Source organism: Pseudomonas sp. SDO5522_S412, from assembly GCF_054071215.1.
In genome coordinates this window covers 1-13,632 of the sequence record NZ_JBSVWQ010000153.1, presented here as the reverse complement: position 1 = coordinate 13,632, position 13,632 = coordinate 1, and the positions used below count along the sequence as shown (strand labels likewise).

The 13,632-nt window shown below is 62.7% G+C and carries 14 protein-coding genes; 11 read left to right on the top strand and 3 right to left on the bottom strand.

What is annotated here, in order from left to right; all coding sequences use genetic code 11:
- Window positions 1–188 precede the first annotated feature (188 nt).
- Genes ACW9I6_RS23775 through ACW9I6_RS23765 form a run of 3 tightly spaced genes read left to right on the top strand, consistent with a single transcriptional unit; the run spans window position 189 to window position 2,720 of the window.
- Window positions 189–1,160 carry an aliphatic sulfonate ABC transporter substrate-binding protein gene (locus tag ACW9I6_RS23775; RefSeq protein WP_177051391.1) on the top strand — a complete coding sequence of 324 codons (972 nt, stop codon included), beginning with the start codon at window positions 189–191 and terminating at the stop codon, window positions 1,158–1,160.
- 10 nt (window positions 1,161–1,170) lie between these two features.
- Window positions 1,171–2,004, top strand: a complete 834-nt coding sequence (locus ACW9I6_RS23770) for an ABC transporter permease (protein ID WP_003217006.1) — start codon at window positions 1,171–1,173, stop codon at window positions 2,002–2,004.
- A 2-nt stretch (window positions 2,005–2,006) separates the two neighbouring features.
- Window positions 2,007–2,720 carry an ABC transporter ATP-binding protein gene (locus tag ACW9I6_RS23765; protein ID WP_177019626.1) on the top strand — a complete coding sequence of 238 codons (714 nt, stop codon included), beginning with the start codon at window positions 2,007–2,009 and terminating at the stop codon, window positions 2,718–2,720.
- A gap of 163 nt (window positions 2,721–2,883) precedes the next feature.
- Here ACW9I6_RS23765 and ACW9I6_RS23760 read toward each other — a convergent pair whose 3' ends face one another.
- The 3 genes from ACW9I6_RS23760 to ACW9I6_RS23750 form a co-directional block, all read right to left on the bottom strand.
- A complete protein-coding gene (locus ACW9I6_RS23760; RefSeq protein ID WP_457339907.1) occupies window positions 2,884–3,819 on the bottom strand; it encodes a FecR domain-containing protein in 936 nt (311 codons plus the stop codon).
- Window positions 3,816–4,334 carry a sigma-70 family RNA polymerase sigma factor gene (locus ACW9I6_RS23755; RefSeq protein ID WP_087693848.1) on the bottom strand — a complete coding sequence of 173 codons (519 nt, stop codon included), beginning with the start codon at window positions 4,332–4,334 and terminating at the stop codon, window positions 3,816–3,818. The genes ACW9I6_RS23760 and ACW9I6_RS23755 overlap by 4 nt, the downstream gene beginning before the upstream one ends.
- Window positions 4,335–4,426: 92 nt before the next feature.
- On the bottom strand, window positions 4,427–5,368 hold the full coding sequence (locus ACW9I6_RS23750; protein ID WP_087693849.1) for a LysR family transcriptional regulator: 942 nt from the start codon (window positions 5,366–5,368) through the stop codon (window positions 4,427–4,429).
- Between the two features lie 117 nt (window positions 5,369–5,485).
- On the opposite strand from ACW9I6_RS23750, the gene ACW9I6_RS23745 reads away from it, so the two are divergent.
- The 8 genes from ACW9I6_RS23745 to ACW9I6_RS23710 all read left to right on the top strand — a co-directional run bounded on the left by ACW9I6_RS23745 (window position 5,486) and on the right by ACW9I6_RS23710 (window position 13,405).
- Window positions 5,486–6,781, top strand: coding sequence for an MFS transporter (locus ACW9I6_RS23745; RefSeq protein ID WP_457339906.1), 1,296 nt, complete (start codon window positions 5,486–5,488; stop codon window positions 6,779–6,781).
- 15 nt (window positions 6,782–6,796) lie between these two features.
- A complete protein-coding gene (gene rhmD / locus ACW9I6_RS23740; protein ID WP_177019627.1) occupies window positions 6,797–7,981 on the top strand; it encodes an L-rhamnonate dehydratase in 1,185 nt (394 codons plus the stop codon).
- A gap of 11 nt (window positions 7,982–7,992) precedes the next feature.
- Window positions 7,993–8,793 carry an aldolase/citrate lyase family protein gene (locus tag ACW9I6_RS23735; protein WP_457339905.1) on the top strand — a complete coding sequence of 267 codons (801 nt, stop codon included), beginning with the start codon at window positions 7,993–7,995 and terminating at the stop codon, window positions 8,791–8,793.
- A gap of 10 nt (window positions 8,794–8,803) precedes the next feature.
- Window positions 8,804–10,237, top strand: coding sequence for an aldehyde dehydrogenase (gene aldA / locus ACW9I6_RS23730; protein ID WP_457339904.1), 1,434 nt, complete (start codon window positions 8,804–8,806; stop codon window positions 10,235–10,237).
- A 70-nt stretch (window positions 10,238–10,307) separates the two neighbouring features.
- Window positions 10,308–11,189, top strand: coding sequence for an amidohydrolase family protein (locus ACW9I6_RS23725; protein ID WP_457339903.1), 882 nt, complete (start codon window positions 10,308–10,310; stop codon window positions 11,187–11,189).
- The gene (gene rhaM / locus ACW9I6_RS23720) at window positions 11,189–11,509 is read left to right on the top strand and encodes an L-rhamnose mutarotase (protein ID WP_087693855.1); all 321 of its coding nucleotides are present in this window, start codon (window positions 11,189–11,191) and stop codon (window positions 11,507–11,509) included. The genes ACW9I6_RS23725 and rhaM overlap by 1 nt, the downstream gene beginning before the upstream one ends.
- A gap of 40 nt (window positions 11,510–11,549) precedes the next feature.
- Complete coding sequence (gene rhaT, locus ACW9I6_RS23715; protein ID WP_177019630.1) at window positions 11,550–12,608, top strand: L-rhamnose/proton symporter RhaT; 1,059 nt, start codon at window positions 11,550–11,552, stop codon at window positions 12,606–12,608.
- A gap of 26 nt (window positions 12,609–12,634) precedes the next feature.
- Entirely contained in the window at window positions 12,635–13,405 is a 771-nt protein-coding gene (locus tag ACW9I6_RS23710; protein WP_457339902.1) for an SDR family NAD(P)-dependent oxidoreductase, read from the top strand.
- Window positions 13,406–13,632: the final 227 nt, after the last annotated feature.

Below are 13,632 nucleotides of genomic sequence, written 5' to 3'. Positions count from 1 at the left end.
TCTGTCTGAAACACCGCGAACGCAGCCTCGCTTGGGCTCGACAGTTGCTACGCCAGGGTGCTGCCCTGCCCTGCAAAGACGCTGGCACAGAGACTGCATATTCCTATAACGCATGATGGAACATGCCATATGAATTTTCTGAATATAAGAAAAGCCTTCTCTTTTCCCGCCTTGTCCGGAGCTGTTCCATGAAACCCTTCTTCAATACCCTGTTGGGCGCCTGCGCCCTCGCCTTCAGCCTGCAACCCCTGGCCCATGCAGCGGAAACCGACCCTGCGCAAGTCAACCTGGACTACGCCTACTACTCCCCGGTGAGCCTGGTGCTCAAGCACTTCGGCTGGCTTGAAGAAGCGCTGCCGCAAACCAAGGTCGGCTGGGTGTTGAGCCAGGGCAGCAACCGTTCCCTGGAATACCTCAACAGCGGCGGCGTCGACTTCGCCTCGTCCGCCAGCCTGTCGGCGGTGCTCAGCCGGGCCAATGGCAGCCCGATCAAGTCGGTGTATGTGTACAGCCGCGCCGAGTGGACTGCACTGGTGGTGCGCAAGGACTCGACGTTCAACAGCGTCAGCGACCTCAAGGGCAAGAAAATCGCCGCCACCAAAGGCACCGACCCGTACCTGTTCACCCTGCGCAGCCTGCAGAAAGCCGGCCTGAGCAAGGACGACGTGGAGCTGGTGCACCTGCAACACCCGGACGGCCGTACCGCCCTGGAGAAAGGTGATGTGGACGCCTGGGCCGGTCTCGACCCGCACATGGCCGCCAGCGAAATCCAGGCGGGTTCGCGCCTGCTGTACCGCAACAAGGACTTCAACAGCTACGGCGTGGTCAGCGTGACCGACAAATACGCCAAGGAGCATCCACAGACCATCGCCAAGGTGCTCGGTGCCTATGAAAAAGCCCGCAACTGGGCGGTGAAACACCCCGACGAATTCGCCAAGCTGCTGGCCGACGAATCCGGCCTGCCGCTGGACGTGGCCAAGCTGCAATTGTCGCGTACCGACTTGAGCAGCCCATTGCTCACTGCCCAGGACGTGGTGTCGTCCAAGGCGGCCGCGCCGATCCTGGTCTCGGAAGAACTGGTGCGCCGTGGGGTGAATGTGGATCAGGTGATCGACCAGTTGATCGACCCAAGCTTTGGCCAGGCTTTGCCTCGTCCATAAGGGGAGCGTCATGCGCAGCAAAAGCGAAACCCTGCCCGTCGCACTCGCGCCAACGCTCACCGTGCAGCGCAGCGCCTGGCCGCGGCGGCTCAAGGGCCTGGCGTTGCCGGTGTTGATCCTGGTGATCCTTGAAGTGGTGGTGCGCATCGGCTGGCTGCCGTCCTACCAGATGCCGGCGCCCAGCGAGATCGCCGTGACCCTCACCGACCTCGCCGAAGGCGCGCTGTGGAAACACATCAGCGCCAGCCTGTTGCGGGTGCTGCTGGGGTTCACCATCGGCGCCGGCCTGGCCCTGGTGTTTGCCGCCTGGGTCGGCTTGAGCCGCGAGGCCGAGGCGTACCTGGAACCAACCTTCGCCGGCCTGCGCTCTATCCCGAGCCTGGCCTGGGTGCCGCTGTTGCTGCTGTGGCTGGGCATTGATGAGACCTCGAAGATCGTGCTGATTGCCATCGGCGCGTTCTTCCCGGTGTACCTCAATGGCGTCGCGGCCATTCGCGACATCGACCGCAAGCTGGTGGAAGTCGGGCAGATGTATGGCTTCAGCCGCACGCGCCTGGTGCGTCGCATCCTGTTGCCTGCCGCCCTGCCCGGCCTGTTCACCGGCTTGCGCAGCGGCCTGAGCCTGGCGTGGATGTTCCTGGTGGCGGCCGAGTTGATCGCCGCGACCAAGGGCCTGGGTTACCTGCTCAGCGATGGCCGGGAAACCTCACGGCCCGACATTGTGCTGGCGGCGATCATCGTGCTGGCGCTGCTGGGCAAGATCAGCGACGGCCTGTTGGCGGCCCTGGAAAAACGCTGCCTGGCCTGGCGCGATACCTTCAACGGCCAAGGCCCGGAGAATTGAGCATGAGTGAAGCGCTACTGGACATTCGCGTCGAGCGGAAAAACTTCGGCGCGACGACGGTGCTGACCAACGTCCATTTGGCCTTGCAGCCGCGGGAAGCCGTCAGTTTGCTGGGCCCCAGTGGCTGCGGCAAAAGCACCTTGCTGCGGATCGTCGCCGGGCTGGAAAAGGACTATCAGGGGGAACTGCTGCAAGGCGGTGGTGAGGTCGCGTTTGTATTTCAGGAGCCACGCCTGATGCCGTGGCTGACGGTGGAGCAAAACATTGGTTTCAGCGATGACGTTGGCTATGACAAGGCCTGGGTCGCGCAGTTGATCGATGAGGTGGGGCTTACGGGTTTTGGCCAGGCGTTGCCCAAGGCGTTGTCTGGCGGGATGGCGCAACGGGTGGCGATTGCTCGCGGGCTGTATTCACGACCGCAGGTGCTGTTGCTGGACGAACCGTTCAGCGCGGTGGATGCGTTTACCCGCATGAAGCTGCAGGACCTGCTGCTGCAATTGGCCGAGCACCACGGGATCGCCCTGCTGCTGGTGACTCACGATGTGGACGAGGCGCTGTACCTGAGTGACCGGGTGTTGGTGATGGATAACCGGCCGAGCAGTATTCGCCAGGAGCTGGCGGTGGAGCTGGTGCATCCGCGGGATCGGCGGGATCCGCTGTTGGCGCGGCTCAAGGCACTGGCGTTGACAGAGCTGCAACGGGCGCATGTGATCTGAAAGGCACGTGTTGAGTCCGCCCAAAATCAAAAGCTGAAGCGGGCACGGTTCAAATGTGGGAGCAGGCTTGCTCGCGAAGGTCGTTAACGATGACGCGGGCATCCTGATTCAACGCGGCGCTCTCAGGTTCTTCGCGAGCAAGCTCGCTCCCACAAGGATCGCATCAAGCAGCCGATTTACGCGGCGTCAACGTCACCCAATACTGCGTACGGGACTGCACTTGCAGCGGCATCGTCGACGCCAGCAACGCAAGAATTCGATCGGTATCGGCCAACTGAAAACTCCCAGTGACCCGCAGCGCTTCAAGGCTCGGGTCCCAGCGCAGCACACCCGGCCGATACCGCTCCAGCTCCCGCAAAAAATCACCCAACAGCTGGTTCTGCGCAGTCAGCACACCGTCGCGCCAACTCAATTGCAACGCATCAAACCCCACCGCAGCGCCCATCCCCGACGCCTGCAACCGTGCCTGCTGCCCCCCCTGCAATGTCGCCACTTGCCCACGCAGGTCCTGCACCTGCACCGCGCCCTTCAACACCGACACCAAACACCCGGAAGACAACTGCCGCACACACACTTCAGCCTGGCTGACGATCACCTGGCCATAACGCGTCTGCACCGTCAGCGCACCAGCCCCCGGCACCGTCAACGCCATCTCCCCTTCCACCAGCGTCACACGGCGCCGGGCCGTATCCACATCCACCGCGCTCGCGGTATTCAGTTGCAGGCTGCTGCCATCCAACAGCGGCACTCGCTTGCGTTCGCCAGTAGCGGTGTGCAGGTCGGCGCGCCACACGTCGATAGGCAATTGCCGGCTGAGCAACCATGCGGTTGGCAACAACGCGGCGACGCCCAAGGCACGCTTGAGTACTGCACGCCGTCCCGGTTGCGGACGATCAAGGCTGGCCATGGCCAACGCTGGCGGCAAGTCGGTAAACCGTTGGCGCAGCGATTGGGCTTTTTGCCAGATCTGCTCATGCTGGGGATGGCTGTCACGCCACTGCTGCAGGCGGGCGTGATCACGTTCGGTGGCGCTGCCGGATTCCAGCAACGCCAGCCACTGCGCCGCCGCCCGGGCGAGATCCGGCGCAGCACGGCTCACAGTTCCACCAGCAGGCAATGCTCGTAAGCCTGGGCCATGTAGCGCTTGACCGTACGCTCGGACACCTTGAGCCGCTCGGCAATCTCCCGATAGCCGAGTCCTTCCAGCTGGCTCCAGAGAAACGCGCGGCGCACCACCGCCGGCAAACCGTCGAGCAATTCATCCAGGGCTTGTAGGGTTTCCAGCAGCAACCAGCGTTGCTCCGGCGACGGCACGCAAGCCTCCGGCAACTGCATCAACGCATTGAGATACGCCTGTTCCAGACTGCGCCGCTGGTGAAAATTCACCAGCAAGCGCTTGCCCACCGTCACCAGATAGGCCCGGGGCTCCTGCAATTGCGCAATCGGCTGCGCGCTGGCCAGCACCCGCAGGAACGTGTCCTGGCTCAGGTCGGCCGCATCCCAGGCGTTGCCCAAGCGGCGCCGCAGCCAGCTTTCGAGCCAGCTGCGGTGGTCGCGATACAACGTGTGAAGGCTGGGTTCAGCGAGGTGCGTCGGCACTACAGCATCATTCATGGCAAGTAACCTGCGCGGCGCGAGTCAGTCTCAAATGAGATTAATTCTATTTAATAACCCGCCGGCATACCACGTTCTTTTGCACACGATGTTTAAAGCATTGCGGCCTTTTGCCTGAGCATGTCGATAAACAACCCCAACTCGCGGCTCACCGGGTCGCCCTTGCGCAGCAGCATCCCGAACGGTGCCAGTTGCACCTCCAGCACCACCGGCAAGGCCACCACGAGGCCCATTTTCAAGTAATCCCGCAGGGCGCTTTCCGAGAGCACCATGATCGCGTCGGTGAGTTGAATCAGTTGCTGCATGGAATACACCGAACTGCACTCGATAATGTCCGCCGGCTGCGGCAAGGCCAGGTGTTGCAATGCTTCATCAAAACCAATGCGCGCCGGGCTGGTTTGCGGTTGCAGGATCCACGGCCAGTCACTGACCAGTTCCGCCAGCGGCAGATGCTCGCGCTGGGCCAGGGGGTGGCCGGCGTGCACCACCACCAGCATGCGTTCGTTGCCCAGGGGCTCAAAGGTGTAATGCTCACTGTCGGTGGCGGCGTTGCGCCGGGCGATGGCCAGGTCGATGCGGCCTTGCTCCAGCAACTGGATCACCTGGTCGCTGGTATCGCCCATGATGCGAATGCGCATCTGCGGGTTGAGGGTTTTGATCTGCGCAATGGAGTCCATCACAAGGTCCGGCGCCGCGCCCATGATGGTGCCGATCGACAAATACCCGTAGCCGCCCTGCTGGCGCATCATCAGTTCCTCGGCGCAGCGGTCGAGGCCACTCAGCGCCGACTCGGCAAAGCGGATCAATTCCTTGCCCAGTGCCGTCGGGCGCATGCCCCGGGGCAGGCGCTCGAACAGGTCACAGGCAAACATATCCTCGATCTCGCGCAACATGCGCGTCGCCGCCGGCTGCGACATGTTCAGGCTTTGGGACGCACGGTGCAGGTTCTGGCTGGAACTCAAGGCCACCAGCATATGCAGATGCTTGTAGCGCAGTCGGTTGAACAGGCTGCGGGAGATTGCGGGACTACTCATTTTTTTCCTTGTTATCGATACCCTGAGGTTATCAGTTGTAAGCGAGATTCGATTTGTAGCGTATAGATGGAGCGCCGTACAGTCCTTCCCATAAGAACAAAACAACTGGACTGAACAATGAAGACCCTGCCTGCGTCCTTGCTCGCCAAGATTTCCTGGCGGCTGCTGCCCTTTCTGCTGTTGATGTACATCATGGCCTTCCTCGACCGCGCCAACGTCGGGTTCGCCAAGCAAGCCTTCCAGGCCGACACCGGCCTCAGTGATGCCGCCTTCGCCTTTGGCGCCGGGGTGTTTTTTGTCGGCTATGCGCTGCTGGAAGTGCCGAGCAACCTGATCATGCATCGCGTCGGTGCCCGCCTGTGGATGTGCCGGATCATGGTCAGTTGGGGCCTGGTGTCCGCCGCCATGATGTTTGCCCATAACGAAACCAGCTTCTACCTGTTGCGCTTCCTGCTGGGCGTGGCCGAAGCCGGATTTTTCCCCGGGGTGATTCTCTACCTCACCTACTGGTTCCCCTCTGCCGTACGCGGCAAGGTCATGGGTTTCTTTTACTTTGGCGCGCCCCTGGCCTTCATCTTCGGCAGCCCGCTCTCGGGCCTGTTGTTGGAGCTGGACGGGTTCTCTGGGCTGCACGGCTGGCAATGGCTGTTCGCGGTGGAAGGCCTGATGGCCACCGCGGTTGGCATCTGGGCCTACTGGTACCTGGACAACCGCCCCGCCGATGCCAAATGGCTGAGCGTTGCAGAGCGCCGCCAGATCCAGGACCTGCTCGACCGCGAAGACCAGCACAAAACCTCTCACGGCCGTAGCCTGCTCACTGTGCTGTGCCAGCCCAGCGTGCTGTACCTGTGCCTGGTGTACCTACTGATCCAGGCCAGCGTTTACGGCGTGGTGTTCTACTTGCCAACCCAGGTCGGTGGGCTGCTGGGGACCAGGGTCGGCTTGATGGTGGGCCTGGTCTCGGCGATTCCCTGGGTCTGCGCGCTGTTCGCCGCGTGGTGGATTCCCGGCTACTCCGACCGCACCGGTGAACGCCGCAAAGCCGCGTCCCTGACCCTGTTGATGGCCGCCGCCGGGATCGCCTGCTCGGTGACCTTTGCCAACCCGCTGCTGGGCATGCTCGCCCTGTGCTTTGCCGCCTCGGGCTTTATCGCCGTGCAACCGGTGTTCTGGACCTTCCCGTCCAGCTACCTGGCCGGCAGCGCAGCGGCCGCCAGCATCGCCCTGATCAACTCCTTCGGCGCCCTCGGCGGTTTTATCGCCCCGGTGCTGAAGAACTGGGCAGAAACCGCCTTTCACTCCCCTGCGGCCGGCCTTTACCTGCTGTCCGCCACCACCGTAGTCGCAGCCTTGCTGGTACTCGGTATCCATTCCCCAGGCCATAAAGCGACGAACACGCCGGCCACTGTTTAATCAAGGAGTCACACCATGGGCAACATCACAATCAAGCACGTGCGCGCCTTTGTGCTGCGCGGCGGCGGCGCGGACTACCACGACCAGGCAGACGGCCACTGGATCGACGATCACATCAGCACCCCCATGAGCAAATACCCCGAGTACCGCCAGAGTCGCCGCAGTTTCGGGATCAACGTACTCGGCACGCTCGTAGTGGAAATCGAGGCCAGCGACGGCACCGTCGGGTTCGCCGTGACCACCGGTGGCGAGCCCGCCGCCTATATCGTCGAGAAGCACCTGGCGCGCTTCCTGGAAGGCGCCCGCGTCACCGATATCGAAAAAATCTGGGACCAGATGTACCAGTCCACCCTGTACTACGGCCGCAAGGGCCTGGTGATCAACACGATCTCCGGTGTCGACCTGGCGCTGTGGGACCTGCTCGGCAAAATCCGCCAGGAGCCGGTGCACCAGTTGCTCGGCGGCGCGGTGCGTGACGAATTGCAGTTCTACGCCACCGGCGCCCGCCCGGACCTCGCACAGAAGATGGGCTTTATCGGCGGCAAGATGCCCTTGCACTACAGCCCATCGGAAGGCGAAGAAGGCCTGCGCAAAAACCTCGAGGAACTGGCAACCATGCGCGAACGGGTCGGCCCGGACTTCTGGCTGATGCTCGACTGCTGGATGAGCCTGGACCTGAACTACGCCACCAAACTGGCAACCGGCGCCCATGAATACGGCCTGAAATGGATCGAAGAAGCGCTGTCGCCCGACGACTACTGGGGCTATGCCGCGCTGCGCAACAACGTGCCCAAAGGCATGTTGGTTACCACCGGCGAACACGAAGCCACCCGCTGGGGCTTTCGCATGCTGTTGGAGATGGGGTGCTGCGACATTATCCAGCCAGATGTGGGCTGGTGCGGCGGCCTCACCGAGCTGGTGAAAATCTCCGCCTTGGCCGATGCCCACAATGCGTTGGTGGTGCCCCACGGCTCGTCGGTCTACAGCTACCACTTTGTTGCGACCCGCCATAACAGCCCGTTCGCCGAGTTCCTGATGATGGCGCCCAAGGCAGACGAAGTGGTGCCGATGTTCCACCCGCAACTGCTCGGTGAACCCGTGCCGGTGAATGGCCGCATGCGCCTGTCGGTGCTCGACAAACCCGGGTTTGGCGTGGACCTCAACCCCGATTGCCAATTGCATCGCCCGTACAACCGCTGAGGACTCCTGCCATGAACATGCCCCACAACGCTTTCAAGGCCGCGCTGCGTAAAGACGCCGCGCAATACGGGATCTGGGCCGGCTTCGCCACCGCCTATGCCGCCGAGATCGTCGCCAGCACCGGTTATGACTGGATGCTGATTGACGGCGAACACGCCCCCAACACCGTGCCCGGCGTGCTCAACCAGCTCCAGGCCGTGGCTCCCTACACCACCGCCCCGGTGGTACGCGCGGTAAGCAGCGACGCCAACCTGATCAAGCAACTGCTGGACGTCGGCGCCCAGACGCTGATGATCCCGATGGTCGAAACCGCCGAGCAAGCCCAGGCCCTGGTGCGCGCGATGCGTTATCCGCCCCACGGTATTCGTGGCGTTGGTGGCGGCTTGACCCGCGCCACCCGCTGGGACGGCGTGTCGGATTACCTCAACACCGCCCATGAACAGCTGTGCCTGATCGTGCAGGTGGAGTCGCGCCTGGGCGTTGAAAACGTCGCGGCGATTGCGGCGGTGGAAGGCGTGGACGCGGTGTTTATAGGCCCCGCCGACCTGTCCATCGGCCTCGGTCACGCCGGCAATCCCGGGCACCCCGAGGTACAGGAGCGCATCCAGTACGCGGTCAATGCCACGCTGGCGGCCGGCAAGGCCTGCGGCATTCTCGCCCCCAACGAAGACGACGCCCGCCGCTATCAAGCCTGGGGCTGCCAGTTCATTGCGGTGGCCATCGACATCAGTCTGCTGCGCCAGGGTGCCATGTCGACCCTGGCCCGCTATCGCCCCGCCGCCGACGCCAAAGCACCGTCACGTACTTACTGAGGAGCCAAGCATGTCATCCGTACCGGTCTACCAGAACTTCATCAACGGCCGCTTTACCTCCAGCGATGCACACCTGGATGTATTGAACCCGGCCACCGGCGCCCTGTTGTCGAAGGTCCCGGCGTCCACCTCCGAAGACATCGACCAAGCCTTGGCTGCCGCACGTCATGCGCAAAAAGACTGGGCGCGCAAACCGGCGATCGAACGTGCCGGGCACTTGCGCCGCATCGCCGCCAAGCTGCGGGAAAACGTCGCCCACCTGGCGCGCACCATTACCCTGGAGCAAGGCAAGGTCAGCGGCCTGGCGGAAGTGGAAGTCAACTTCACCGCCGACTACCTCGACTACATGGCCGAGTGGGCGCGCCGCATTGAAGGCGAGATCATCACCAGCGACCGCCCCAATGAAAATATCTTCCTGTTCCGCAAACCCCTGGGTGTGGTGGCCGGCATCCTGCCGTGGAACTTCCCGTTCTTTTTGATCGCCCGCAAGATGGCCCCGGCGTTGCTCACCGGCAACACCATCGTGATCAAACCCAGCGAAGAAACGCCGAACAACTGCTTCGAGTTCGCCAAACTGGTGGCCGAGACCGACCTGCCGGCCGGGGTATTCAATGTGGTCTGCGGCGATGGCCGCGTCGGTGGCGCCCTCACCGCCCATAAGGGCGTGGACATGATCAGCTTCACCGGCAGCGTCGCCACCGGCTCGCGGATCATGGCTGCCGCCGCCCCCCATATCACCAAGCTCAACCTCGAGCTGGGTGGCAAGGCACCTGCCATCGTCCTCGCCGATGCCGACCTGGACCTCGCGGTAAACGCCATTCGCGACTCGCGGATCATCAACAGCGGCCAGGTGTGCAACTGCGCCGAACGGGTGTACGTGGAGCGCAAGGTGGCCGACCAGTTTATCGAGCGCATCAGCGCCGCGATGGCCGCCACCCGCTACGGCGACCCCATCGCCCAGGCCGATGTGGAGATGGGCCCGCTGATCAACCGCCAGGGCCTGGACAGCGTCAATCGCAAGGTGCGCACCGCGCTGGGCCAGGGTGCATCGCTGGTCACCGGTGGACAGATCGCCGACCTGGGCCAGGGCTTTCACTTCCAGCCGACGGTATTGGCCGGTTGCCACGCCGACATGGAAATCATGCGCGAAGAAATTTTTGGCCCGGTGCTGCCGATTCAGATTGTCGACGACCTGGATGAGGCCATCGCCATGGCCAACGACTGCGACTACGGCCTGACCTCCTCGATCTATACCCGCGACCTGGGCAAGGCGATGCAGGCGGTGCGCGAATTGTCGTTCGGCGAGACCTACGTCAACCGCGAGAACTTCGAGGCGATGCAAGGCTTTCATGCCGGCGTGCGTAAATCCGGGATCGGCGGCGCCGATGGCAAGCACGGCCTGTACGAGTACACCCACACCCATGCGGTGTACTTGCAGAGCTGAAGTGGTGCAACGGGCCTTGGCGCGGTAGCGTGCGGGCCCTTCCCCATCCATTGTTCCGAAGGATTGCGCTATGCCCCTTACCCCTTACAGCGGGCCGATCATCGACAGCCATTTGCACCTGTTCGACCCGCGCCGCCCCCAGGGTATTCCCTGGCCCGAGCCGGGAAACGCGCTGTATGCCGCACATTTGCCGGCGGATTATTGGCCGCTGGCAGGCGAACATAACGTGATCGGCGCGATTGCCGTGGAAGCCAGCCCGTGGCGCGACGACAACCGCTGGTTGCTGGAGACCCTGCGCAGCGACCTGCGCATGCTCGGTTTCGTCGGCAACCTTGACCCGCTGCACGGCGACTTTGCGGCAGACCTCGATGCCTTGGCCCATGAACCGCTGTTCCTCGGTTTGCGCTACGGCAACCTGTGGGACCGCGATTTGCCAGACGACCAGAAGCGCCCCGGCTTTATCGAAGGCCTGCGCCGCCTCGCCGAATACGGGCGTGGCCTGGACAGCGCCAACCCCAATCCGCGCTTGATCAAAGGGCTGCTGCATTTGAACGATGCCTTGCCCGAGCTGCGCATCATCGTCGATCACCTGCCCAATGCCAGCGTGCCCGCCGGCGAAGAATCCGCGTATCACGCCGACCTGATGCGCCTGGCAGAGCGACCGAATGTATTTGCCAAACTGGCGGAAATCCCCCAGGTCGGCCCGCAGGGTCTGATCCTTGACCCGGCGTTCTACAACGACCGCCTGGCCGTGCTGTGGGAAGCCTTTGGCGAAGACCGTTGCTTCTTCGGCAGCGACTGGCCCAACAGCGATCACCTGGCCAGTTTCGCCACCACCCTGGGCCTGGTGAAAGCCTGCATGGCGGGCAAACCCGAGGACGTACAGGGCAAGTTCTTCCTGCACAACGCGGTGCGCATCTACAGTCCTACGCCACCCCACGGAGGCAAGTAATGCAGACCCGAGCCTTTCGCATGAACCTCAACCCCGGCCAGCACGCCGAGTACCGTCGACGCCACGATGAGATCTGGCCCGAACTGGCCCAGGCCCTGCGTGATGCCGGCGTGGTGGACTACCGGATATTCCTCGACGAGGCCAGCAACGCCTTGTTCGCCGTGATGACCCACGAAGAGCGGCACGGGCTCGACGCACTGCCGGGCACCGCGCTGATGCAACGGTGGTGGCAGTACATGCAAGACATCATGCCCAGCCAGCCGGACGCCTCGCCCGTCAGCGTGGATTTAATCCCGATGTTCAGCCTTACCCCAGGCTGAAACAGCGCGCTACCACAACAATAAAAAAGGATTCGACTACGTGGAAATCATTCTATTCGGTGTGATTCTGCACTTCATCGGCGGCTTCGCCTCCGGCAGCTTCTACATCCCCTACAAGAAAGTCCGCGGCTGGGCCTGGGAAAGCTACTGGATCACCGGCGGCCTCGTATCATGGCTGATCGTGCCGCTGATTGCCGCGCAACTGACCGTGCCCGGCTGGGCCGACATCCTGCGCCAGGCCGACAGCAGCACCTTGCTCTGGACCTACCTGTTCGGCGTGCTCTGGGGCATCGGCGGGCTGACCTTCGGCCTGACCATGCGCTACCTCGGGCTGTCCCTGGGCATGTCGCTGGTACTGGGCCTGACCTCGGCCCTTGGCGCCTTGATGCCGGCGCTGTATCGCGACCTGTTCACCGACGCCACCGAAGGCACCCTGACCTCAATGCTCGCCTCCCAGGGCGGGCATTGGGTGCTGTGGGGCGTGGCGGTATCGCTGGTAGGCATCGCCGTGTGCGGCAAGGCCGGGCTGATCAAGGAACGAGAAGTGCCGGAAGCGGTGAAATTCGCCAGCATCAGCGAGTTCTCGGTGGCCAAGGGCATGCTGGTTGCGGTGATCTCCGGGGTGCTGAGCGCGTGCTTCAGCTACGGTATTTCAGCCGGGCGCCCACTGGCTGCCGCGGCTGTCGAGCATGGCGCCAACAGCCTGTTCCAGAACAACGTGACCTTCATGGTGATCATGTGGGGTGGCCTGACCACCAACGGCCTCTGGTGCCTGTGGCTGAACTGGCGCAACCGCACGTTCCACAACTACACCGACCGCAGCACTCCGCTGCTTGGCAACTACCTGTTGGTGGCGTGTGCCGGCACCCTGTGGTTCCTGCAGTTTTTCTTCTACGGCATGGGCGAAAGCCGCCTGCAGAACGACGCCAGTTCGTGGGTGTTGCACATGTCTTTCATCATCATCGTATCCAACTGCTGGGGCCTGTATTTCCGCGAATGGCAGGGCACCAGCGCCACCAACAAAGGCGTATTGGCCACTGGTATCGCGGTGATTCTCGGTGCCATTGCCATGGTCGGTTACGGCAACTATCTCGGCTGAGGCCGCTTTTTTTCAGGAGTTCACTTATGTTACTTGCAGACAAAACCGTGATTATTACTGGCGCCTCCCGTGGAATCGGCCGCGCCGCCGCCAGGGAATGTGCACGCCAGGGTGCCCGTGTGGTCATCGGCCACAGTGGTAGCGGCCAAGGCACTGAAGCGGCGTTTTCGTTGATCGAGGAAATCAAGGCGTTCGGCGGCCAAGCGGTGGAGGTGGGCGGCGATGCGGCTGATCCGGACACCGGCGACAAACTGGTGGCCGGCGCGCTCAAGGCATTTGGCAGTGTGGATGTGTTCGTCAACAACGCCGGGATCTGTCCGTTCCACTCGTTCCTCGACATGCCGCGTGAGGTGTACCTGAAGACGGTCAACACCAACCTCAACGGCGCCTACTTCGCCGTGCAAGCGGCGGCAAACCAGATGAAAAACCAGAGCAAGGGCGGCGCGATCATCGCCGTCAGTTCCATCAGTGCGCTGGTGGGTGGCGGGATGCAGACGCACTACACGCCGACCAAGGCCGGGCTGCACTCGTTGATGCAGTCCTGTGCGATTGCGTTGGGGCCGTATGGTATTCGCTGCAACTCGGTGCTGCCGGGAACGATTGCCACCGATATCAACAAGGAAGACTTGGCCGACGAGGAGAAGCTGGCGTACATGACTTCGCGCACGCCGTTGTGGCGCCTGGGTGAACCCGACGACGTCGCGGGGCCCATCGTGTTCCTCGCCTCGGACATGGCGCGGTATGTGACCGGAGCTTCGCTGTTGGTAGACGGGGGATTGTTTGTCAACTTGCAGTAGCGTTGGGAAGCGGGCCGCCGCGACGGGGCGTCCCTGCCCCGTGCTACCTGCGTTCGGCCAGCGTGGTTTAACGGGGCGCCTAAGATCAAGATCAAAAACAGATCAAGAGCACAGCGGCCTGAAAGCCGACTTGAGTGTTGAAGAGCAAAATCAAAATCTAAAGCGAGCACGGTCAAAAAATGTGGGAGCGGGCTTGCTCGCGAATGCAGTCTTTCAGTTGATGCATT